The following is a 21,382-nucleotide window of genomic DNA, read 5'->3' as shown; positions in this document are numbered from 1 at the left end:
AAAGGTACCGCGTGCGTCATGGGCCCGACGGGTGACAGTCATCCCCGAACGGGCCCATTGTCGATCATGCGCGGCGTCCGGGCCAGCCCCGAACGCGAACCATCAAGCGCGGCGCAGGCACCGCGCCGCGCGCCGCACCGGCAACTCCGACGCCTGCTGGTACGCCTCCCGCAACCCGCGACGCGCCCGGTGCGCCAACACCGCCGTCGCATTCGGGGTCAGTCCAAGCTGATCGGCGATGCTCGCCGGTTGATGCCCCTCGACCTCGGTGCGCCACAACACCTCTCGCCAGCGCGCTGGCAACCGGTCGAACGCGCGCGCCAGCAACTCACCCTCGGCCTGCACGAACTGGTGGTCCCGCTGCCGCGGCGCGTGCTCGCCGAGCTCATCGGCATTCATCGGCTCATCCCGACGGGCCGCCGACCACTCCCCCAACACCCGCCGGACCGCCGTCAGCAAATAGGTGCGAATCGTCTCCCGCGGACCATGCCCGGTGCGAACCGCGCGCAACGTCCGCAAGAACACCTCGGCGACCACGTCGTCCACATCGATCCCCGGTCGCGGCCTGCTCAACGCGAACCGCCGCACCACAGGCGCATGCCGCCGGTACAGATCGCCGTAGGCGAGATCATCGCCCGCCCGCAACCGCTCCAGCAGCGCCCGATCATCCGGCGACGGACCCGCCTCCACAGCATCGCTCATCCCCATGCTCTCCCCCCAGACCGGCCCCGACGAATATCGCGAGACCGGCGAAATCGCTACCGTGGACGTCCCGGAGTCACGGTGTCACCAGGCACAACACGGAGGTCGCAGTGGATCTCGACGAAGCCCGCGAAGTGATCGGCAAACAGCACCGCGCAGTGCTCAGCACGCTGCGCGCCGACGGAACCCCCCAGATGACACCGGTGCTGGCCACGACGGACAGCGCCGGACACGTCACCGTGAGCACTGTCGCTGGCTCCGCCAAAGTCCGCAACCTGCGCCGCCACCCCCGCGCCTGGCTGTGCGTCCTACCCGACCAGTTCTTCGGCCACTGGATCCAAGTCGAAGGCGACGTGGAGATCGTCGAACTCCCCACCGCCCTACCGCCGCTGGAGGAGTACTACCGGAGCATCTCCGGCGAACACGAGGACTGGGCGGCCTACCGCAAAGCCATGCAGGAAGAACACCGCGTGCTGCTGCGCCTGACGCTGACCCGCGCGGTCGGCTCCCCAACCCGATGACGCCCCCAGCCCAACAGGGTTGAAACGATGCGTTAAAGTGGTGCCAACAGCCCGGCAGGGCACTGAAGATGCGGATGTAGCGCAGCTGGTAGCGCATCACCTTGCCAAGGTGAGGGTCGCGGGTTCGAGTCCCGTCATCCGCTCGCTCGGGGATGGGGACGTGTGTCCACGGATTGCGTGGACCTCGTCCCCTCACCACTATTTTGGGGGGATCGAATCCCCCCAAGCCCCCCTACGGTGCGGTGGTCACCCTTCGCCCGCTCCTTGCGATCCGGGGTGTTCCCGGCCTGCTCACCCACCAGCCTCATCGTCACCTTCGCATCGGGCTCCAGCCTTCGGCTGTTGGTGCTTCTTTTGGTTGTGGTTTCTAGTCTTCTAGGCGGAAGCCTATTTTCAGGGTTACTTGGTAGTGGGCCAGTTCGTTGTTTTCTACGTGGCCTCTTACGTTTATTACCTCGAACCAGTCTATGTTTCTCAGGGTTTGTGATGCTCGGTTCACCGCTTTTTTGATTGCGTCGTCGACTCCTGTTTTCGAGGAGCCCACTACTTCTGTTACTCGGTACACGTGGTCCGTCATGGGTTGATGGTTGGGGGGACCGGCGGTGGGCGCAAGCCGATGTTGGGTGGTCGTGGTTGTCGGCCTTCGGCCGTGTGGTGGTGGTTGGTCGGCCTTCGGCCGTGTGTGTGGAGGGGTCTTTGGGGTCGGCCTTCGGCCGTGTGGTGGGGATTGTCGGCCTGCGGCCGTGTGGTGGGGATTGTCGGCCTTTGGCCGTGTTTTGGCTTGGGCTTGGTTGCTTTCTTTGTGGGTTTTGATTTGGGGTTGGGTCTTGGGTGGGTGGGTGTTGGATCCAGCTGATTGGACCTTATGAATGGGGGTGGGTGGGGTCATCATGGGTTTGTCGGCTGATGAGAGGGGCGTTGCTGATGTCCGAGATTCCACCCGCGCCCATCACCGGCGAGGCCGAACAGGCCGCTGCTCGGGCCGTTCTCACCGAGCCCACCTGGGCTTTCGTCAGTGGGGCTGCTGGTTCTTCGGAGACCTCGAAGGTTGCCAACCGGCTTGCTTGGGACAGCGTCTTCCTCGAACACCAGTTGCCCGTTGACGTTTCGCGTAGTTCTACTCATGGCGTTGTGTTCGGGGTTGCTTCGGAGGCTCCGATCGCGGTTGCTCCGATGGGGTTGGCCGGGTTGGTTTGGCCTCATGGGGACTTGGAGATCGCCGCCGCTTGTGCCGAGGTCGGGGTGCCCGTGGTTGTCTCCACCATGGCTTCGGCTCGGGTTGAGGACATCGTGAAATCCGGTGCGCAGTGCGCCTTCCAGCTGTACTGGTTGCGGGACTCCGCCGTTCGGCGGGAGTTGGTTGATCGTGCCGAGCAGGCCGGTTGCGTTGCATTGTTCGTCACCGTCGATGCGCCGGTGCGGCGTGGCAGTGAGCGCGAGCGGGCTGCGGAGTTCAGTCCGGGCGGTGACGTCAGACCGGCCATGACCGACAGCACTGAGCTCGACGCTTCGCTGGGGTGGGCGGACATCGAGCGGCTCGTCGCGTCGACGTCATTGCCGGTCTACGTCAAGGGAATCCTGTCTCCCGAGGCGGCGCAGCGGGCCCACGCCGCTGGTGCGGCGGGCGTTGTGGTGTCCAACCACGGTGGGCGGCAGCTGGACTGCGCACTGCCCACCGCACTCGCCTTGCCTCGGGTCAAGCGGGCGCTGCCGGAAAACGGCCGTTCTTTCGACGTGTTGGTCGACAGCGGCATCACGACCGGTACGGACGTGGTCAGGGCGCTGGCCCTCGGAGCCTCGGCGGTGCTGGTCGGCCGACAGATCCTCTACGGCCTGGCCCGGGGCGGCATGCAGGGCGTCCTCAACGTCCTCCGCCGAATGACGGCGGAGCTCGGCCAAACCCTGATGATGACCGGCTGCACCACCCCAGCGGAAGCCGAAACCCTACCGGCCCACATCCTCAACTACGGCCAACAACCCGAACTCTGACCGGCAAACGCAACGGGGAGGCTTCCCGTGAGAACGCCTCCCCGTCGACGCGTTGGTCGTCAGGCCCGGTCGAACCGGCCCGACTTGATGGACACGATCATGGCCTCGAACGCGCTCGGGGCCAGCAACAACGAATCCTGACCCCACAACGGGTTTGCGCCGGAAGTCAGCGGTACTTCTGCAGTTCCTCGTGCACGAGGGCCAGTTGGTCCGATGCCTTCAGGTCTGGAAACGCCATCACCCCGGCCAACCTCGCCTTGTTGCGCCGCATGCACTCCGGGCCGTCCGGACCGTCGTCCTTGAATTCCCAGTTCTCGCCGCCGTCGTCGGTTCCGATCAGTTCGCCCACCACGCCGTTGCCGGTAATCGCGACGGGACCAGTGGACAGCTCTTCTTCGGCGGAGTCGTGCAAGACGACCTCCACGACGGCGACGGCCGGGTCGTCGAACGACGACATGTCGACCGAGATCGTGAGCTGGTCCAGCCTGCCGTCCTGCACCGCGAACGGGGCAGATTCCCGTACCACCTCGTATTCGGGTGGCGCCTCCTCCTTGACGACGAAATCGTAAGTCGCCGACGACACGACCAATCCCCCGACCTTGCTGCAAATATTGAGGCTCGCCGTTTTCAGCACGCGCAGCTTGATCTGGTCGATGAGCCCCTCGCCGTTTCCGGAGTTCCGCAGCACGATGTCGATGCGCGGACCAGGTGGCCTGCCGTCCGCCGCCTCAATCTCTCCCGCGCGGTTCAGGTCGTCCGGCGCATAGGAACGCACCGCTTCGATCGCCAGGTCGCTGGGGCGTTGCATCTGGTACCAGGTGAAATACACGGCCACCAGGCTGATCACAGCCGCGACCGCGGCGATCAGCGTGCTCGGTTCCTGCCAACGCGAGGCCGCAGCCCGGTTGCGGTTCCTCTTTTCGAGGCGTTTGTTGATCATAATTAGCGTCGATGGTGCCGGTGGGCAAAATTCCACCATCACTCGACTGGCCCAGAACCTCGCCTAGAGCCCAGCTGTCCGGTTGGACAGGGCTCATTGGGGTGGGTCGAGGTGGAGCCAGACGTCGTAGGTTTCCACGCTCTTGATCGTCTGGCCGCTTTCCTCGGCGACCTGGGTGCGTATCTTCTTCGCCTCCGCGGCGCTGTCCCGCGCGGCTTCCGCGCTTTCCCAAACCGTCATGGTCACCAATTGGCCGCAGGTGCGGCCGACGAGGACGTAGGCCCCCTGGAAGCCGTCGAGCTGCCGGACTTCCCGCGCTATCCGGCCAAGGGCTTGAAGCAGCTCCGCACGTCGTTCGGACGGGCCCGCATAGGTGCTCACTCGCGCTTCCACGGCCTTCTCCCGCCTGGCTCCGCTGCTACCCAGCACCGTGTGACGCCCTGGCCTGCGCGCGCAAGTCGCGCTGACGCCTGCCCGTGGATGCCCCTCCTGCGGAGTTGAGAGTTCCGCTGTTGCCCTGTCCTGTGCAGGGCGGAAGCCTGTCGATCACCGGCCCGACAGCTGCGCGCGCATTCTCTTGCGCCCGAGCTCGAACCGTTCGCCGCTCCGGGACGTGTTGGTCTCAGACGCGCCCGCACCGGGCGCAAGCACGTCGGCCGGGGCCCAGCCTGCGGGTCCCGGCCACCGGGTTCCTCGTCTTGGAAGGATGGCAACAGTGCGCGAACAGCTCACGATCTCGGTGACCGTGACCATCACGACCGACCGCGCCACCTGGTACCGCGAGCACGGCGACGATGCCGCTGTCGGAATGCCCGACTACGTCCTGACCACCCTGCGCGAGCTTCCCCGCATCCAAGCCAGCGACGGCCAGGTGCGACTTGCCCGGCTCACCCGGCGGGGCCGTGCCGCCACTCGGCAGCTCCCCCGACACCGGTCCCCCGTACCCGACCCGTTCCTAGTCGACCGGACGACCATCAACCCGAACCGAACGCACCGGCACCGCCTCAACCGCCACCCGGAGCCATTCCTGGCCCGCGCGGTTTCGCGTATCGCGCGGAAAGCCTTTTCATCGATCAATTGCACGAACGACCCGATGCCCAAGAGCCCGTCTGGACAATTTCTTCACAACAGTTTGACCCTTGATCCGCACAGCTAATGCGGGCAGTGCTTTCACCGGACGGCCCCCAACCGGTCGAGTTCGTCGCCGACGAAAGCCCAGCTGCCTGGATTTGCAGAGCTCATCGGATTGGGCCGAGGTGTAACCAGACCTCGCAGGTTTCCACGCTCTCGATCGTTTGGCCGCTCTCCTCGGCGACCTGGGCGCGTATCTTCTTCGCCTCCGCGGCGCTGGCCTGGACGGCTTCAGCGCTTTCCCAAACCGTCATGGTCACCAACTGAGTGCAGGGGCGACCGACGAGGACATAAGCACCCCGAAAGCCGTCGAGCTGCTGAACTTCCCGCGCTATCCGACCAAGAGCGTGAAGCAGCTCCTCGCGCCGTTCGGACGGGCCAGCGTAGGTGCTGACTCGCGCTTCCATTGCCGTCTCCCGTCCCAAACCCACAAATCGAAAAGGAATCCCGTCCCCGAGCTGACGAACAGCCCTCGGCGTTGCGCCTATCCACAGCCTTGTCCAGAGCGCGCACGAGGGGACCCACGCGAGACTACAGATACGTCGACCTCAACCACGCACTCGTTGGCATGGCGCAGTCCAGACTTCCTGGAACCGCCGCGGGGAAAGTCTACACGGGCCAGCCCGGAGACAGCTTTCTACAAGATCACCCTGTGGCTAAGCTGAGAAACGCCAGCGGCCATTGGTGCTCGGATTACTCATCGAATCGAGCCTCACCGGGCACCCCAAGGCCGCAGTGACCATGGGAATTCTCAGCTTTTCCACAGATTGAGCTTTCTTTCCGGAGCGACGCCAACTCCGGCGGCCTGCCAACAGACCGGAGAACCAGGAGCCGGGCGGTATAGATCAACGTGAGAAGCCGGTGCCGCCGGTCTCCTGTACCTATTCCCCGACTCAGAAGTCCTGAAAGAATTCCGGAGTTACCAAGACGTCCTCGACTTGTCGCACGGTGGTCTTCACTCCGAGCTCGTATTCCTTGAGCAGTGCACAAAGCCGCTGGCCATCGATCAAGTCAACCGGCGGCGCACCGTCACGAGTGGCCTCCGCCTTCGCTTCGCTGGTGAAGGAACCGGTTGTGATGAGCAGTCCCTTGTCACCCCTGCCAGCCATGGCTCCGCGGAAGTCGCGAATCGCTGCTGAACCGACACTTCCCTTGTAGCGCTTGCACTGGAAGAAGACCGGGAATGAGACGAGGGACATGCGGTACACGCCGAGACCGTCGATCCCGCCATCACCAGTTCGGCGGGTGACAGTCGCGTTGATAAAACCCGCCTCACGGAGTAGGCGCTGAGCAAGACGTTCAAACGCATCCGGCTTCAACTCCAGGAGCAAATCGAGAAGTTGATCTCGCCAGTCCGACCCGTCCTCGTCGTCGCCACTCGTGCTACCCGTGGGCGCAGCGCTGCGGCGTCGTTTCTGCTCGTCTCGAAGGCGTGCGGTGTATTCCTTGTGCCTGGCGGCGATCTCATCCACGACGACGTGCCTGCCCTCCTCGGTGAGGCTCCACACGCCACGTCGGCTGTTGACCAACAGCCCCATTCCTTTGAGATAGGTGCGCGCCCAGGCCAGTCGATACTCAATCTCCGTTTGCGGCCCATCACCGTGAAGCACTTGTTGTTGCTCCTCGGAGAAGTTCTGCTGTTCCAGGACCTTCTCGACGATCTCCTCGATCGACGCGGAACTCCCGAGTGCTCTGGCAGCGAGAACAGTGGGCCACAGGAGCTCGGTGTACGCCGGTACGGATGCGTTCGTCACGAATACAGCATGCCGCAGGCTGTGGCGGTGTGATCGAGGACGTCAGCACGGGCGGAGATCGATCTCGTCGATCTGCTCAACAACACCGCCTGGGCAAACGAACAGCTGCTTGGCTACACCCGCTGGAGTGGCTCCTCGTCGCCAGCGGCGTGTTCAGGAGCCGTCTGCTGTAAGACCCACCAGGCAGCAGACACCTGTGCCGCCGAGTGTGTATCTGACGCTCGGCGGAGGCCGCTGATCTTCCGGCTACGCGGCGGAACTCCGGGGATCGAACCGCACAACGAGCTCAACACCCAACGCAGGTGCCAACCGCTCAAGAAGCGGGATGGTGCGCTAGATGCTCAAGCCCACTGGGCAGGAGACACCCGTGCCGCCGAGGCCGCAGTAGCCGTTGGGGTTCTTGGCGTCGGAGAGGTACTGCTGGTGGTAGGTCTCCGCGTAGTAGAAGTCGCGCAGGGGGGCTACTTCCGTTGTGATCTCGCCGAGGCCCGCTGCGGTCAGGGCTTTTTGGAAGGCGGCCCGGCTGGCTTCCGCTTCGGCCTTCTGCTGGTCGTCCGCGTAGTAGATCGCCGAGCGGTACTGGGTGCCGAAGTCGTTGCCCTGGCGCATGCCCTGCGTTGGGTCGTGGTTCTCCCAGAAGACCTTCAGGAGCTGCTGGTAGCTGATCGCGGCCGGGTCGAAGACCACCAGGACCGCCTCCGTGTGGCCGGTTAGACCGCTGCACACCTCTTCGTACGTCGGGTTCGGCGTGAAACCACCGGCGTAGCCGACGGCGGTCGTCCACACGCCATCGGTGCGCCAGAAGGTTCGCTCCGCGCCCCAGAAGCACCCCATGCCGACCACCGCGGTGGCGTAGCCCGCCGGGAATGGCGGCACGATCCGGCGATCGGAGAACACCGCATGCCACTCCGCCACCGGCAGCGGGGTGGAACGGCCCGGCAGCGCGTCGGCCGGATCGATCAGGCTCATCTTGTCACCGAAAAGCGCCATGCATCCGAGGGTACGCGGTGTTCACGGGCGGTCCTGCCGCTTGGGATGCGGCCGAACCGGGCGGGTTTCCTCCTCCGGGGCCGGTGGCGGCTCGGGTCGGGCGTGCCGCCCGGCCGACCGGCGGACCGGTGGGCGCGGGCGCGCGGTCGGGGCCTGCGGGGCGTCCAGGTCGCCGGAGAGCCGCTTGGCCAGCACCGATTCGTCCGGCGGGGTCGGCGGGCGGACCGGCGGACGATCGGACAGGCGGCGCGGACGCGGGTACGGCCGGTCGAGCGGCGGCTGGGTCCCGTTCATCGGCAAGCCGTTGAGCCGGGCGCCATTGGGACGATCGAGTGCATTCGGTTGGGCAGCGCCGTTCACCGGGGTGCCGGTGCGGGGGGCGCTGGTCGGCGTACCCTTCGGCGGCGTGCCCTGCGGTGCTCGGGCGTGGGCCGGGCCGGTGCGTTCGGCCGCGATCGGAGTCATCTTGGTCGGCGCCTCCGGTGGGGCAGCACCGTTTCGGCTGGGCGCCGGTGGACGGGGCAGCGGGCGGCGCATCGTCGTCGCCTCGCGGTCCGGCTGGGCGTCGTCCGGCTCGTCGTCCTCGACCTCGTCCGGCTCGTCCTCGTCGAGGTCTTCGAGCTCGTCCAGGTCTTCGAGGTCGTCCTCGGCTGGTTCGGGTTCCTTCTTCGGCGCCGGGGTGAAGAAGTGCCGCAGCTTCATGGTCGGCTCTTCGACGAACTTCCACGACAACGTGCCGATGAAGTAGGCCAGCGGCGCCGCGCAGATCAGCATCAGCCACTGGTTGCGGATCCCGCCCATCGCCAGCAACTGCTGGATCGGGAAGCCCCACACGTACACGCCGTAGCTGCCGTTGACCCACACCCCCGGCACCGTCAGCCGGGACGGCCAGAAGTGCCCGGCGACCACCACCGAGTAGCTGACCACGAAGGTCATCCAGAACGACGCGGTGATGCTGTTGGGCATCAGCACCAGCACCGCGATCCCGGCGAGGGCAGCCAGCGGGGAAAGCGGGATCCGGTACAGGTTGAGCACCACGCCGAAGGCGAAGGCGACCAGGAACGCCACCAGCGATTCGACCGGCACGCTGAGGAACGAGCCTGCCGACTCCGAGCCGGGCGACTGCTCCAGGTACCGGTCCCACGCGACGAGCCCGATCAGCGCGACGACCGCGAGCCAGCGGTACCGGTGCTTTCCGGCACCCAGCAGCAGGAGTGCGTAGAGGCCGCCGTAGGCGAGCAGTTCCATCGGCAGCGTCCACAGCGACCCGTTCACCGCATTCGGCCACGGGTTGTCCACGAACACACCGGGCAGCTCGTGCTTGAGGGTCAGCAGTCCGGCGTTGTTGACGATGTAGCCCCAGGTGCCGTGGGCCGCGAAGTACTCACCGACCGGCAATGTCGTCACCAGCGGGCCGACGAGCAGCGCCATGCCCAGCGAGACGGTGAGCATGGGCGGCCACAACCGCAGCACCCGCTTCGCGGCGAACCTGGCGGGATGCGGATCCCGCATCCAACTCTCGGTGATCTGGAAGCCACTCATCGCGAAGAAGCCCATCAGGACGCCCTCGTCCGGCTGCAACGCCCATTCCTTGGGGAACAGATCACCCGCTCCGACCAGCGGCGAACTGTGGCCGTAGATGACCAGAACGGCACCGATCATCCGGATCCAGGCGAACCCGTGGTGCGGCTCGGCGAACCACTCCGGGCGGGTGTGGACGACCCGCGCGTCACCCACCCAGATCACCCCATCAAGTCATGTCCCCGGCCGGAGAAGTCAACGCTGCGTAGCCTAGCTTGGGTCTCGATGGTTGTGGACCCATTACCTCCTCGCGGCCCAGTCCGACCAGACAGCCCTTCGGATCGTTATCCGGCCGGTGCACCCCGCACCCCCTCCTGGGTGCCAGAATGGCGTCGATCGCAAATGGGGGCGTTCGCGAAATCCGGAAAGGGCGCATCGGTGACCTGGCAAGACGAGCTGCAGAACCTCGACGCTGAACTCGCGGCGGGGCGGATTTCGGCCGAGGAGTACCGCCAGCGGCGCGACGCGGTGCTCGGCCGTGCCCAGAGCGGGCAAACCGGGCCGTCGTCCGGCGAATTCCCGCAGCAGCAACCAGGTACGCCATCCGGTGGGCTTCCTCAGCAGCAGCCCGGCACTCCTTCTGGTGGGTTCCCGCAGCAGCAGCCCGGCACGCCCGCTGGTGGGGTTCCGCAGCAGCCCAACCCGTTCCCGCCAGCGTTCAGCTGGGGCGACGCCGCCCAGAGCGCTGCGCAGCAGCCACCGCAACCGCAGCAGGGCGGTGCGCCGGAGGAAGCCACGCAGGTCGTGCCGAACCCGTTCGTCGGAGGTGCGCCGCAGCCACCGCAGCCCAGCGACTCGGAGCGCACCCAGGTGGTCAACGTCGGTCAACAGCCGCAGTGGGGCGGACCGCCGCAGTGGGGGCCGCAACAGGGTTGGGGTGCCGCGGAAAGCACTGGTACGCCGTGGGGTGACGACCTGCCGGGAACTCCGGAGCACGGCGACGCTTCGTGGATGCGGCAAGGCCCGGAGGTGTTCGAGACCGCTGGGAAATCCGGCAAGGGCAAGCTGATCGCCGGACTGTCCATCGGTGGCGTGCTGCTGGTCGGCGTGATCGTCGCCGGGCTCTTCTACTTCACCAGCGGCGACACCGGGACCCCCAGCGACTCGACCGCCTCGGCACCGCCGAGCGCGGCACCGACCCAGCAGCTGCCCGCGCCGCCGCCCGCGAACCCGACCCCGCCGGACAGCTCGAAGGACGCCCTGGTCCTGGTGCCCGGCCCGGCGCACCCGTGGACCGGGGTATTGGACGTGCCCAGCCTGCAGGGCTCCAAGGGCGGCCTGCTGCAGCCGAAGGACGTGCTGGACACCGCGATCCAAGGCGGCCTGATCGACGGCTGGTTCAACGGCACCGACGGCGTCACGCCGAAGTCCACGCTGCTCGCGCTGCGGATGCCCGACCAGAACGCCGCCAAGAGCGTGGTCGACGCGTACCTGGACGCCCAACAGGGTCTGTCCACTATGGATGACCTGTCGTACCAGGGCGTTCGGGTGGTCAACACCGGCGGCACGTTCCGCACCGCCTACGTCACGCACAACTGGGCGGTCATCATCGACGTCAGCGGGACGTCCGACCAGAAGCAGGCGGCCCAGCAGGCGTTCAAGACGCTGCTGGACCAGCAGATCAACCACGCCCCACCAACAGTCCGCGACTGACCCCTCACGTTCGAGTCATCATGATCGTCGGGTCAGGGTTGGTGGTCGGCGGTGGTTAGGAGGTCTCGGAGGGCGGCTCGGGAGATCTCCGGGCCGAACTGGGCGGCGATGCCCGCCTTGCCCGCCTCCGCCAGCTGCCGCCAGGTTTCGTCGTCGGTCAGCAGCCGGACCGTTGCTTCGGCCAGCCCGGCCGCGTCGTCGGCGGCGAGCACGTCCTGGCCGTTCTTCAGGTGCATGCCCTCGAACGCCACCGTCGTACCGACCACCGGCACCCCGAGGCTCAGGCTCTCGCCGACCTTGCCCTTGACTCCGGCACCGAATCGCAGCGGTGCGAGGGTGACGCGGCTGGCGGCGTACTTCGCCTCCAGCTCCGCCACCCAGCCGTGCACCTGCACCCCCGGACCGACCAGCTCCCGCACCTCGTCGGTCGGATTGCTGCCGACCACGTGCAGCACCGCATCCGGGCACTTGTCCCGCACCAGCGGCATGATCTCGCGCGCCGCCCACCGCGCCGCGTCGATGTTCGGCGGGTGGTCGAAGCTGCCGACGAACAGCACGTCCTGGCGGCCGTCCAGCCGCGCCGGGCTCCAGTCCACCTCGTGCACGTTGGACAGCACCCGCACATCGACGTCCGGGACCAGCTCGCGCAGCAACGCCTGCTCGGCCTCCGACACCACCAGCGTGACGTCGCAGGACCGGGTCAGCCCGAGCTCCATCTGACGCGACGCGAATGCCTTGCGCCGCAACGCTTCCGCCCGCGCGGGCTCGCCCTGCCGCTCCGCCAGTTCGGCCTGCCGCTCCAGCCGGAGGAAGTGCACGTCGACGGTGTCGTAGGCGATCACGGCCTGCGGCGCGCAGGTGCGCAGCTCCTCCACCAGGCTCCAGGCGACCTGCGGTCGGGACAGCAGCGCCAGTGAGATCTCCGAGCCCGCCTCGTGCAGGAACGCTTGCTGCAACTCGGGTTGTGGCAGCACGGTGACGCCGAGTTGTTGCAGATCAGTGGTGTAGGGCTGCAAGGGGGCGTGGTTGCCGGGGAAGAACACCACCCGGCAGCCGAGCTCGACGAACTGCTCCAGCACCCGGCGGATCCGCACCGAACCGGAGTCGAAGTCCGGGCGCGGCACCTGGTGGTCCTTGACCAGCACGATCGGCCCGTGGTGACCGCGCGTGCCGCGTTGCCGGGCGAGCCAGAGGTTGCGCGGCGAGGCTTGCGGCAGGTGTTCGGCGGCCAGCGTGTCCGCCCACTTCGCCACGAACGCCTTGCGGTTGAGCTCCTGGTGGCGCTTCACCCCGCTGTTCAGGTCGGTGCCGTTGGACACGCCTTCGTGGTGCACGACGACCGCCTTCGGCTGCACCACAGTCCGGTATCCGGCGGCGCGCACCGCGAACGCCAGGTCGGTGTCCTCGTAGTAGGCCGGTGCATAGCGGGCGTCGAAGCCGCCGACCTGCTGGAACACGTTGGTGCGCACCAGGATCGCGGCGCCGGAGCAGTAGTCGACGTCGCGCACGACGTTGAACTCGGCGCCGCCCGGATCGGTGTTGCGACCGTAGTTCCAGCCGTTGCCGTCGGACCACACGATGCCGCCGCACTCCTGCAGCCGACCGTCCGGGTAGACCAGCTTGGCGCCGACCAGCCCGATGCGTTCGTCGGCGCGGATCGTGTCCACCAGGATGTCCAGCCAGGACTCGGTGACCTGGGTGTCGTTGTTCAGGAAGAACAGGTAATCGCCGCGCGCGTGCTCGGCGCCGAGGTTGCAGGCACCGATGAACCCGAGGTTGCGCTCGGCGCGGACCAGCAGGACGCCTTCGCAGGCGGCGAGCTTCTCGGCGCTGTCGTCCGGTGATGCGTCGTCGACGACGATCACCTCGAAGGGCACGGACACCACGTGCCCGGCGAGGAACCGCAGGCACTGCCGGGTGTAGGGCCACTTGCCGTGCACCGGGATGATCACGCTGACCAGCGGTCGGTCGCTGTGCGGCACCGGCAACGGCCCGGTCTCGGTCGCCTCGTCGACCTGCGGCAGGCCCGGCTTGCGCCCGAGCACGATCTCGTACGCATCGCGCCGCGCGGTCCCGCGCGGCGCTACGCGCTCGACGACCTTCCGGTACTTCGCCACCGCGCGCTGCACCAGCGCGGAGTTCTGCGCCGCCAGCTCCGCGTTCGCCGCGCCGAGCTCCGCGGCTTGCCGCTCGGCGTCCGCTACGCGTCCTTCGAGCCGCGCCACGGTGTCGCGCAGCCACTCGATGCGCGCCGCATCGCGCTCCGCGCTCTGCTGGCGGTCGTGCAGCTCGCCGCCGATGCGGTCCAGCTCCGCTCGCAGCTTCGCCTGCTCGCGAATCCCCTGGTCGGCGCGATGTTCTTCGGTCTTGCGCAGCTCTTCGAGCCGCGCTATCACGCTCTTGAGCTCCTCGGCCTCGGCCCGGTTGCGCTTGTAGAGCTCGTTGAGCTTGGCCACGTCGGCCACTGCTGCGTCGCGTTGTTCGATGATCGGCGCGACGTCCGGCCCGCGGCGGGCAAGAGTGAGGTTGGCGTCGGTCAGCACGGCCGCGGCGGGCAGTTTCGGCAGGTGCTTGTCGGAGGCGATGCCCAGCAGGTAGGTGTGCGGGACGCCTTGCCGGATGGCCCATTCGCCGCCGTCGCCCCGCTCGATGGTCTGCAGCCGGACGCCTTCGATCGCGGTGTCCAGGTCGCCGTGGTCGGCAGGGGTCAGCAGGGAGCCGACGGTCACGTTCTGCTTCAGCACGGCCACGTGCCGGAACGCGTTCTCCAGCAGCGTGTCGTACTGCTTCGCGGTGAGTTCCTTGACGTGGAACGGGTTGTCGTTGCCGTGCTGGTGCGAGTAGATCGCGGTGTCCGGGGTGCTGCTCAGGAACAGTCCACCTTGGACCAGCCGGGACTTGACCAGCCGCAGCACGGCGTCGTGGTCTTCGACGTGTTCGATCGCCTCGAAGCAGACGATCACGTCGAAGGGTTTGGCGTCGGCGAGCAGCTCGGGGTCGGTGATCGACCCGGTGTGGAAGCTGACGTCGCGACTGCCGTAGTTGTGCTGGGCGTGCTCGACCGTGTCCGGGTCGATGTCCACGCCGACCACCTCGGCGCCCTCGGCCGCGAGCAGCGCGGCGCCGTAGCCCTCGCCGCAGGCGAGGTCGAGCACCCGCTTGCCGCGCGCGAAGCGGGCCGCCAAGGCGTAGCGGTGGTAGTGCTCGTAGATGACCTGCACGTCATCGGTCCACGGCACGCAGCGCTCGCCGGTCCAGTCGATCAGCCGCTTGTCCATCCGGTCCCTCACCGCGTATGAAAATCCCACAGCAGGCTAGCGTCCCCGGTCAGCGAACGTGGTGCGACGCCGAAATACCGTTGCGGATCTGAGCGGTTTCCGCGATGCGAAATCCCGGCAGCAGATGAAGAGGTTCTCATCTTGTTTTCATGCTCAGCTCGCGACCGGGCACCAGGGTGGCAGGCATGAGGTCGGTTCCGAAGGCAGTCCTGCTGATCGCAGCGCTGGCGCTGCCGATCGCCGCGGTGCTGGTGAGCTTCGCGCTCACCGATGCGCCGCGCACTCCCCACGTTCCGGCGAGCGTGCGCATCGGCAGCTCACCTGGACCCGAGCCGACGCAGCTCGTACCGGCGCCGGGCGCGACCAACCCACCTGCCGAACTGCCGCCGCCACCGCCGGACGATGACGACGACGATGATGACGACGACCGCGACGGCTGAACCGAGCACGCCGACTCGACCGCTGCCGAAACTCCCCAACCGAACCGGCACCCGCATCCCGGCCCGCGCCCAGATCATGGGCTGGCTGCTGCTGGTGCTGCTCGTGGTCCTCCTGGCGGTGATCCTGATCGTCCGCCAGTTCCTGCACAACGACGTGGACAACCAGGTCACCGCGTCGCTGGAGCAGGAGGCGCAGGAGTTCGCCGCCTTCGCCGCGACCGGCCGCGACCCGCGCACCGGGCAACTGCTCACCACTCCGGAGCAGCTGTTCGGCTCCTACCTGGGCCAGCAGTACCCGGATCGCGACGAAGCGCTGATCGGCGTGTGGCGAACGCCCACCGGCCTGCATCCGCTGCCCCAGGCGCAGGAGGACCGCATCGACCGGCTCGCCGTGGACCAAGCGCTGGTGAACCAGATCGTTGCCCACCCCAACAACTCCGGCACGATCGAGACCCCGATCGGACCGATGGAATGGATCAAGGTGCGGGCGCAGTCCGAGCAGGGCGAGGAGTCCTGGTTCGTCGTCGAGCGCTACACCGCCGGGGCGATGGCCGAAGCCAACCGAACCGTGCAGTTGTTGGTGCTGGTCAGCGCGCTCGGCGTGGGGCTCGCCGCACTGTCGTCGTGGGTGGTGGCGGGGCTGATCCTGGCGCCGGTGCGGGCCGTGCGGCAGGCCGCGGCCGAGATCAGCGAGCACGACCTGACCAGGCGCATCCCGGTCGAGGGCCGGGACGACATCGCGGCGCTGGCCGACCAGTTCAACGCGATGCTCGACCGGTTGGAGGACGCCTTCCGCATCCAGCGCGAGTTCGTCGACGACGCCGGGCACGAACTGCGGACGCCGATCACGATCGTGCGCGGCAACCTGGAGCTGCTCGGCGACGATCCGGCCGAACGCGAGGAAGTGGTGCGGCTGTGCACCGACGAGTTGGACCGGATGACCCGCATCGTCAACGACCTGCTGGTGCTGGCCAAGGCCGACCGGCCCGATTTCGTCACCCCGGCACCGGTTCCGCTGGCCGAGCTGACCAGCGACATCGAGGCCAAGGTGCGGTCGCTGGCGGACCGCCGCTGGGTGCTCGCCGACATCGGCGAGGGCCAGGTGATGGTCGACGAGCAGCGGATCACCCAGGCCATGGTGCAACTGGCGCAGAACGCCGTGCAGCACACCGAGCAGGGCTCGGAGATCCGCATCGGATCGGCCGCGGCGGGCGGCACGGTGTCGCTGTGGGTGACCGATCACGGCCCCGGCGTCGATCCGGGCGAGGTGGAGAAGATCTTCGACCGCTTCACGCACGGCAGCAGCCACGGCAAGGGCGGCGCCGGGCTCGGTCTGGCGATCGTCAAGGCCATCGCGGACGCGCACCACGGCCGGGTGCGGGTGGTGTCCGAACCGGGCCGGGGCGCCACCTTCGGCCTGGAACTCCCCGCGTTCCCGCCGCACAACCCGACCGAGGAGGTCGCATGAGGAAAACCTGCTCGCCTCCTCATTCGACCGACCGGGTGCGGGACCGAGGAGATCAACGCGTGAGTAGCCCTGCGTCAACCTCAGTCCCCCTCAACCGCACCCCAGGGGACCGTGACGCAAACCAGCCACAAGAAACCACGAAACGGGAGATTCAGCTGAACGCAACCACCACTGAGAAACGCGGAGAGGCGGACAGCCAGTGAGCAAGATCCTGATCGTCGAGGACGAAGCGCGCATCGCGGCCTTCATCGAGAAGGGGTTGCGGGCCAACGGTTTCACCACGACCGTCGTCGGCGACGGCGACACCGCGCTGGACTACCTGCTCACCGGCGATTTCGACCTGGTGGTGCTCGACCTGGGACTGCCCGGCAAGGACGGCTTCTCGGTGTTGCGGGCGGTGCGCGCCCAGCACGTGACCGTGCCGGTGATCATCCTGACCGCGCGGGACACGGTGCACGACACGGTCGCCGGGCTGGAGGGCGGCGCGGACGACTACATGACCAAACCGTTCCGGTTCGAGGAGCTGCTCGCGCGGGTGCGGCTGCGGCTGCGGCCGGTCGACCGGGTCCCGGAGGTCACGGTGCTGCGCGACGGCGAGCTCTCGTTGGACCTGCGCACCCGTCGCGCGCAGGTGCCGGAGGGCACCGTGGACCTGACGGCGCGGGAGTTCGCGATGTTGGAGCTGTTCCTGCGGCACGCCGGGCAGGTGCTCTCCCGCGAGCAGATCCTGTCGCACGTGTGGGGCTACGACTTCGACCCCGGTTCCAACGTGGTCGACGTCTACGTGCGCGCCCTGCGCCGCAAGATCGGCATCGAACGCATCCGAACCGTCCGAGGCATGGGCTACCGCCTGGGCGTCTGAGGTCGTGAGCGCGAAAGCCGGTTGGAGCCGGTTTTCGCACTCACGACCTCATGGTCGTGTAGCGGAGGATCGCTGCGGTTTCGCCACTGCCCGGGATGTCCTCGCGGCGCAGCGCGAGGACTTGTCCGCCGGTCAGCCAGACGCGGCGCGCGATCTCGTCCACCACGCCGTAGGCCACGGCGTCGTCGGTGTCCTCGAACCGGACCGCTCCCGCGTCGTCGATGAAACCCGGCACCGTGTTGTCGATGTCGACGAAGACTGTGTCGACCGCGCCCATCGTCGCCTGCCGGGCCACGTCGGAGATGTCGGTGATCGTCCGGCCCTGCCCGGTGCGCCGCTCGAACAGCCGGTGCAGCTCGCGCAGCCGGTCGGCATGCAGGTCGTCGAGGACGTCGCGGGCCGCCGAGCCCAGCTCCCGGTCGCTGCTCTCCTCCGGATTGCCGGTCAGGCCGATCCCGGCGAGCTCCGGGGCACCGCTGACCGAGCGGAAGATGCTCTGCAACGGCTCGGTCGCGGCGAGGATCAGCGGCACGTCGCCGCGCAGCACGGGCCGCAGCGCGCGGTCGACCTGCCGGGCGAACTGCCGGATGCGCACCTTCTTGCCCTCGTCGGCCTGCAACCGGCGCATCCGCGACCGGTCGGCGGTGAAGGCCCGGCCCACCGCGCTGTCGATGTCCGTCGGCATGCCCGGCACGTCGATGGTCACCGGATCCATCTCGGGCACGACTTCCAGCAGCCGCACCGAGTTCTGCGCCAGCGCCAGCACCAGCGCGGTCTGCGGGAAGGTGATCGAGCGCAGCAGCGGTTTTAGGTGGAACCGGTCCGAAACCTCCACGGCTGCCCGCAGGTGGTTGGGCAGTCGGAAGGTGTTGATCGCCGCCGGGGTGGCGAACACCGCGAGACTGCGTGCCTGGTACCGGAAGAACTCGTCGTCCTCGGCGAGGTCGGCGAGGTGTTCGGCCAGCTCGGCGATGGCGTCCTTGTCCGCTCCGGCGGTCCGGAGCTGCTCCAGCGCCTCGTTGGTCAGGTTCTGCAGCTCGATGCGCTCGGCCTCGCCGTTGGAGGCCGGGTTCGTCGGCAGGTACAGCGACACGCTCTCCGGCGCGCGTGCGGTCAGCAGCCCGTCGACCTGCGTCCGCGTCGGGATGTCGGTGTGCAAGATCGCCATCGGAACCTCCCCGGAAAACGTCCGGACCAGCGACGTTACCGACGGTGCGGGGAACCGGCAGGGCGGCGCGAGATGTTTCGAAACGCGTGGTCGGCCGGTTAGGGTGTACCGCGTGAACTCGCATTGGCATCGCGTTCTTCCGCCGCCGTCCCGCTGACGGGCGGCGGATTTCCCGATGACCCGGACAGCACGCAGCTGTCCGGTTCAGTCGCGTAGTTGCACCCGCAACCGCACCGCGCCCGTTCGACGATTCCCTGCTGGTTCGCGAACGGAAGAGTTCACTGTGTCCAACGAATTGCTCACCGCACCCAGCGCTGCCCGGACTTTCGTGTCCGGCCCGCTGCCGGTGCTGCTCGCTTCAGCCCTGTGGGGCACCACCGGAACGGCCGCCAGCTTCGCCCCGGCAGCCGCCAGTCCGCTGTCGATCGGGGCGGCCACGATGGGCGTCGGCGGCCTGCTGCTGCTCGCGCTCGGCGGTCCATCGGCACTGGCCGTGCTGCGGTCCGGGCGGATCGGACTGCTGCTCGTGGGCGCCCTGGCCGTGGCGGTGTACCCGCTGGCGTTCTACTCGTCGATGGCGCTCGCCGGAGTCGCCATCGGCACCGTCGTCACGCTCGGCTCGGCGCCGGTTTTCGCCGCGATCTTGGAACGCCTCCTCGACGGCGTGCGGCTGGACGGCCGGTGGGCCCTGGCCGCGGCGGTGTCGGTGCTTGGCCTCCTGCTGATCACCGGTGGCGGCGAGACCGGCGCGGGCTCCGACGTCGTGCTGGGCGCACTGCTCGGCCTGCTCGGCGGTGCCGCGTACGTCGTGTACTCGTGGGCGGCCGGGCGGATGATGCGCGGCGGCCACGGGTCGCGCGGGGTGATGGGCGCGATGTTCGGCGCCGGTGCTCTCGTGCTGCTGCCGATCCTGGCGATCACCGGCGGACCGCTGCTCGGTGCCATGTCCGGGCTGGTGGTCGCGGGCTACCTCGCGGTCATCCCGATGTGCCTGGCCTACGTGCTGTTCGGCGCTGGGCTGCGCCACACGTCGACCAGCGTCGCGACGACGCTGAGCCTGCTGGAGCCGGTGGTGGCGGCGCTGCTGGGCGTCCTCGTCGTCGGGGAACGGCTCGGGGTGGCCGCGTGGTGCGGCATCGGGCTCATCGGCATCGGGCTGGTAATGGTCAGCACTCGCCGGTGACGAGTTGTGCACAGCTGTGGATAACTTTCTCCACAGCTGTGCACAACTTCCCATTTCTTGAATCATTTCCGCAGGTCAAACCACTGGGAATGAACCTGTCCACAGGGCTGTGGACAGGTGTGCAGAACATGAAGCTCTCCTCACCGGCCGTTCACCCACCGCTCAGCGGCGGGACAGATCGTGGACACCATGAACGGCCAGCAGGACGCCAAGACGCGGGTGCGCACCGACTACGCCACGAGCCCGGTGCGCAGCACCGGCATGGCGTCCGATCCGCGCGCCGGACGCGGTTGGGCCATCGGGATCACCTGCGGTGCGCTCGCGCTGCTCGGCGCGTTGGCCGTGTTGACCATGCCGGACGTCGCCGGGCCGGGGCAGCTCGACCGGTCCGGGCTGCTCACCATCCTGGTGTTCGCCGCGGCGGTGATCGGTTGGACGCGCAACCGCATCGACGACACCTTCGTGGCACTGGCCGCGGCCGCTGTGCTCGTCGTGCTGGGCGCACTGGATTCCGAGGAGCTGTTCGAGGCACTCGGTGAGGACCAGATCTGGTTGCTGGTGGCGGCGTTCATCTTGGCCGCCGGGATCAACAAGACCGGGCTGCCCGCGCGGCTGGCTATCGCGCTGATCGGTCGCGCCCGATCCGCGCGCGGACTGGTGCACCTGATCACCCTCGGCCTGGTGGGCACCGCGCTGCTGGTGCCGAGCACCAGCGGCCGGGCAGCGCTGGTGCTGCCCATCTACCTCGCGCTGGCCGCCGCGTTCCCGGACCGGCCGCGACTGGTCCGCGCCCTCGCGGTGCTGTTCCCGACCGTGGTGCTGCTGTCCGCGATCGCCACGCTGGTCGGGGCGGGCGCGCACCTGATCACCAGCCAGATCCTGGACGCCACGATCGATGAGGGCATCGGTTTCGGCGAGTGGCTGCTGTGGGGGCTGCCGTTCGCGGTGGTCAGCTCGCACCTGGCCGCCGAACTGGTGCTACTGCTGTTCACCCGCCACCGGGACCGTCGCGCCCGGCTGCGCGTCGATGCGGCCGGGCTGCGCGGGCAGTTGGAAGTTCCGGCGCAGCTGCAACGGGCCGAGATCCGCGCCGCCGCGCTGCTCGCGGCTGTCGTGGTGCTGTGGAGCACCGAATCGCTGCACGACCTGTCACCTGCGCTGATCGCGTTGGCCGGAGCGCTGTTGATCACCGCACCGCGAGTCGGCACGGTGCGCATCGGCGCGGCCATCGGCGAAATCCCCTGGTCGCTGCTGCTGTTCATGGCCGCTACCAGCGCGCTCGGCACGGCGTTGACCGAGTCCGGGGCCGCAGCGTGGATCGCCGGGAAGGCACTGGTCGGCGGCGACGTCATGACCATGCTGAGCACCGTCGTCGCGCTGAGCATCGCCGCGCATCTGCTGGTGCAGTCGCGCTCCGCGCGGTCGTCGGTGCTCATCCCGCTGGTCGTGCCCGCCGCCTTCGCGGTCGGCATGAACCCGATGGCGTTGGCGTTCGCCTCGACCGCGGCCGCAGGCTTCTGCCACACGCTGCCCTCCTCGGCGAAGCCGGTGGCGATGTTCGCCCGGCTCGACCAAGCCCCCACCTACACCCCGCGCGACCTGCTGAAGCTGTCGGTCCTGCTCGGCCCCGCATTGGGTGCGCTGGTCGTGCTGTTCGCCCTGTTCGTCTGGCCGGTGCTCGGCCTGCCGTTGACCGGATACGTCCACGATTAGGAGAAGATC

19 protein-coding genes and 1 tRNA gene are annotated in these 21,382 nt (G+C 68.0%); 10 read left to right on the top strand and 10 right to left on the bottom strand.

From position 1 onward, the window contains the following. Positions 1 to 102: 102 nt before the first annotated feature. Positions 103 to 702 carry an RNA polymerase sigma factor gene (locus tag MOQ72_RS14375; RefSeq protein ID WP_242183947.1) on the bottom strand — a complete coding sequence of 200 codons (600 nt, stop codon included), beginning with the start codon at positions 700 to 702 and terminating at the stop codon, positions 103 to 105. A gap of 110 nt (positions 703 to 812) precedes the next feature. Here MOQ72_RS14375 and MOQ72_RS14370 point away from each other — a divergent pair, with 110 nt between their 5' ends. Together MOQ72_RS14370 and MOQ72_RS14365 are read left to right on the top strand one after the other, a co-directional pair. Then, the gene (locus MOQ72_RS14370; protein WP_242183946.1) at positions 813 to 1,223 is read left to right on the top strand and encodes a PPOX class F420-dependent oxidoreductase; all 411 of its coding nucleotides are present in this window, start codon (positions 813 to 815) and stop codon (positions 1,221 to 1,223) included. Between the two features lie 70 nt (positions 1,224 to 1,293). Beyond that, positions 1,294 to 1,366: transfer RNA gene (locus tag MOQ72_RS14365), tRNA-Gly, on the top strand. 224 nt (positions 1,367 to 1,590) lie between these two features. Here the strand turns inward: MOQ72_RS14365 and MOQ72_RS14360 are convergent. Further along, positions 1,591 to 1,800 (bottom strand): dodecin, encoded by a 210-nt coding sequence (locus MOQ72_RS14360; RefSeq protein ID WP_242183945.1) that lies wholly within the window; start codon positions 1,798 to 1,800, stop codon positions 1,591 to 1,593. Positions 1,801 to 2,129: 329 nt separating this feature from the next. On the opposite strand from MOQ72_RS14360, the gene MOQ72_RS14355 reads away from it, so the two are divergent. Beyond that, positions 2,130 to 3,212: an alpha-hydroxy acid oxidase gene (locus MOQ72_RS14355; protein ID WP_308197874.1), complete on the top strand. Its 1,083-nt coding sequence runs from the start codon at positions 2,130 to 2,132 to the stop codon at positions 3,210 to 3,212. Positions 3,213 to 3,378: 166 nt separating this feature from the next. Here MOQ72_RS14355 and MOQ72_RS14350 read toward each other — a convergent pair whose 3' ends face one another. Both MOQ72_RS14350 and MOQ72_RS14345 read right to left on the bottom strand, forming a co-directional pair. Next, complete coding sequence (locus MOQ72_RS14350; protein ID WP_242183943.1) at positions 3,379 to 4,152, bottom strand: hypothetical protein; 774 nt, start codon at positions 4,150 to 4,152, stop codon at positions 3,379 to 3,381. Positions 4,153 to 4,245: 93 nt separating this feature from the next. Next, positions 4,246 to 4,533, bottom strand: coding sequence for an antibiotic biosynthesis monooxygenase (locus MOQ72_RS14345; protein WP_242183942.1), 288 nt, complete (start codon positions 4,531 to 4,533; stop codon positions 4,246 to 4,248). Positions 4,534 to 4,867: 334 nt separating this feature from the next. Here MOQ72_RS14345 and MOQ72_RS14340 point away from each other — a divergent pair, with 334 nt between their 5' ends. After that, complete coding sequence (locus tag MOQ72_RS14340; protein ID WP_242183941.1) at positions 4,868 to 5,308, top strand: hypothetical protein; 441 nt, start codon at positions 4,868 to 4,870, stop codon at positions 5,306 to 5,308. A gap of 82 nt (positions 5,309 to 5,390) precedes the next feature. Here MOQ72_RS14340 and MOQ72_RS14335 read toward each other — a convergent pair whose 3' ends face one another. The 4 genes from MOQ72_RS14335 to MOQ72_RS14320 form a co-directional block, all read right to left on the bottom strand. Further along, the gene (locus tag MOQ72_RS14335) at positions 5,391 to 5,690 is read right to left on the bottom strand and encodes an antibiotic biosynthesis monooxygenase (RefSeq protein ID WP_242183940.1); all 300 of its coding nucleotides are present in this window, start codon (positions 5,688 to 5,690) and stop codon (positions 5,391 to 5,393) included. Positions 5,691 to 6,176: 486 nt separating this feature from the next. Continuing rightward, positions 6,177 to 7,037, bottom strand: coding sequence for a restriction endonuclease (locus MOQ72_RS14330; RefSeq protein ID WP_242183939.1), 861 nt, complete (start codon positions 7,035 to 7,037; stop codon positions 6,177 to 6,179). A 333-nt stretch (positions 7,038 to 7,370) separates the two neighbouring features. Beyond that, positions 7,371 to 8,027, bottom strand: coding sequence for a peptide-methionine (S)-S-oxide reductase MsrA (gene msrA, locus MOQ72_RS14325; protein WP_242183938.1), 657 nt, complete (start codon positions 8,025 to 8,027; stop codon positions 7,371 to 7,373). Between the two features lie 21 nt (positions 8,028 to 8,048). Next, positions 8,049 to 9,764, bottom strand: a complete 1,716-nt coding sequence (locus MOQ72_RS14320; protein WP_242183937.1) for an acyltransferase family protein — start codon at positions 9,762 to 9,764, stop codon at positions 8,049 to 8,051. 222 nt (positions 9,765 to 9,986) lie between these two features. Here MOQ72_RS14320 and MOQ72_RS14315 point away from each other — a divergent pair, with 222 nt between their 5' ends. Then, on the top strand, positions 9,987 to 11,261 hold the full coding sequence (locus tag MOQ72_RS14315) for a flagellar basal body-associated FliL family protein (RefSeq protein ID WP_242183936.1): 1,275 nt from the start codon (positions 9,987 to 9,989) through the stop codon (positions 11,259 to 11,261). A 32-nt stretch (positions 11,262 to 11,293) separates the two neighbouring features. Here MOQ72_RS14315 and MOQ72_RS14310 read toward each other — a convergent pair whose 3' ends face one another. Further along, positions 11,294 to 14,539 (bottom strand): glycosyltransferase, encoded by a 3,246-nt coding sequence (locus MOQ72_RS14310; RefSeq protein WP_242183935.1) that lies wholly within the window; start codon positions 14,537 to 14,539, stop codon positions 11,294 to 11,296. A 185-nt stretch (positions 14,540 to 14,724) separates the two neighbouring features. Between MOQ72_RS14310 and MOQ72_RS14305 the strand changes: the two genes are divergently transcribed. From MOQ72_RS14305 to MOQ72_RS14295, 3 genes are all read left to right on the top strand, one after another. After that, positions 14,725 to 14,979 carry a hypothetical protein gene (locus tag MOQ72_RS14305; RefSeq protein WP_242183934.1) on the top strand — a complete coding sequence of 85 codons (255 nt, stop codon included), beginning with the start codon at positions 14,725 to 14,727 and terminating at the stop codon, positions 14,977 to 14,979. Continuing rightward, entirely contained in the window at positions 14,942 to 16,447 is a 1,506-nt protein-coding gene (locus MOQ72_RS14300) for a sensor histidine kinase (RefSeq protein WP_242183933.1), read from the top strand. The genes MOQ72_RS14305 and MOQ72_RS14300 overlap by 38 nt, the downstream gene beginning before the upstream one ends. Before the next feature lie 199 nt (positions 16,448 to 16,646). After that, a complete protein-coding gene (locus tag MOQ72_RS14295) occupies positions 16,647 to 17,309 on the top strand; it encodes a response regulator transcription factor (RefSeq protein WP_242183932.1) in 663 nt (220 codons plus the stop codon). A gap of 40 nt (positions 17,310 to 17,349) precedes the next feature. Here MOQ72_RS14295 and MOQ72_RS14290 read toward each other — a convergent pair whose 3' ends face one another. Then, positions 17,350 to 18,477: a baeRF11 domain-containing protein gene (locus MOQ72_RS14290; protein WP_242183930.1), complete on the bottom strand. Its 1,128-nt coding sequence runs from the start codon at positions 18,475 to 18,477 to the stop codon at positions 17,350 to 17,352. 283 nt (positions 18,478 to 18,760) lie between these two features. Between MOQ72_RS14290 and MOQ72_RS14285 the strand changes: the two genes are divergently transcribed. Both MOQ72_RS14285 and MOQ72_RS14280 read left to right on the top strand, forming a co-directional pair. Next, on the top strand, positions 18,761 to 19,660 hold the full coding sequence (locus MOQ72_RS14285; RefSeq protein WP_242183928.1) for a DMT family transporter: 900 nt from the start codon (positions 18,761 to 18,763) through the stop codon (positions 19,658 to 19,660). A gap of 189 nt (positions 19,661 to 19,849) precedes the next feature. Continuing rightward, the gene (locus MOQ72_RS14280; RefSeq protein ID WP_242183925.1) at positions 19,850 to 21,373 is read left to right on the top strand and encodes an SLC13 family permease; all 1,524 of its coding nucleotides are present in this window, start codon (positions 19,850 to 19,852) and stop codon (positions 21,371 to 21,373) included. Positions 21,374 to 21,382: the final 9 nt, after the last annotated feature.

The organism is Saccharopolyspora soli (assembly GCF_022678645.1).
Lineage (GTDB): Bacteria > Actinomycetota > Actinomycetes > Mycobacteriales > Pseudonocardiaceae > Saccharopolyspora > Saccharopolyspora soli.
Note: the sequence above shows the minus strand (reverse complement) of the source record. Positions and strands in the feature narration are given on the sequence as shown.

Excerpts from the sequence above, each read along its gene's own strand:
- MOQ72_RS14360 (WP_242183945.1), bottom strand. The coding sequence starts at position 1,800 with ATGACGGACCACGTGTACCGAGTAACAGAAGTAGTGGGCTCCTCGAAA.
- MOQ72_RS14290 (WP_242183930.1), bottom strand. The coding sequence starts at position 18,477 with ATGGCGATCTTGCACACCGACATCCCGACGCGGACGCAGGTCGACGGG.
- MOQ72_RS14335 (WP_242183940.1), bottom strand. The coding sequence starts at position 5,690 with ATGGAAGCGCGAGTCAGCACCTACGCTGGCCCGTCCGAACGGCGCGAG.
- MOQ72_RS14300 (WP_242183933.1), top strand. The coding sequence starts at position 14,942 with ATGACGACGACGATGATGACGACGACCGCGACGGCTGAACCGAGCACG.
- MOQ72_RS14375 (WP_242183947.1), bottom strand. The coding sequence starts at position 702 with ATGAGCGATGCTGTGGAGGCGGGTCCGTCGCCGGATGATCGGGCGCTG.
- MOQ72_RS14355 (WP_308197874.1), top strand. The coding sequence starts at position 2,130 with ATGAGAGGGGCGTTGCTGATGTCCGAGATTCCACCCGCGCCCATCACC.
- MOQ72_RS14305 (WP_242183934.1), top strand. The coding sequence starts at position 14,725 with ATGAGGTCGGTTCCGAAGGCAGTCCTGCTGATCGCAGCGCTGGCGCTG.
- msrA (WP_242183938.1), bottom strand. The coding sequence starts at position 8,027 with ATGGCGCTTTTCGGTGACAAGATGAGCCTGATCGATCCGGCCGACGCG.
- MOQ72_RS14350 (WP_242183943.1), bottom strand. The coding sequence starts at position 4,152 with ATGATCAACAAACGCCTCGAAAAGAGGAACCGCAACCGGGCTGCGGCC.
- MOQ72_RS14310 (WP_242183935.1), bottom strand. The coding sequence starts at position 14,539 with ATGGACAAGCGGCTGATCGACTGGACCGGCGAGCGCTGCGTGCCGTGG.
- MOQ72_RS14280 (WP_242183925.1), top strand. The coding sequence starts at position 19,850 with ATGAACGGCCAGCAGGACGCCAAGACGCGGGTGCGCACCGACTACGCC.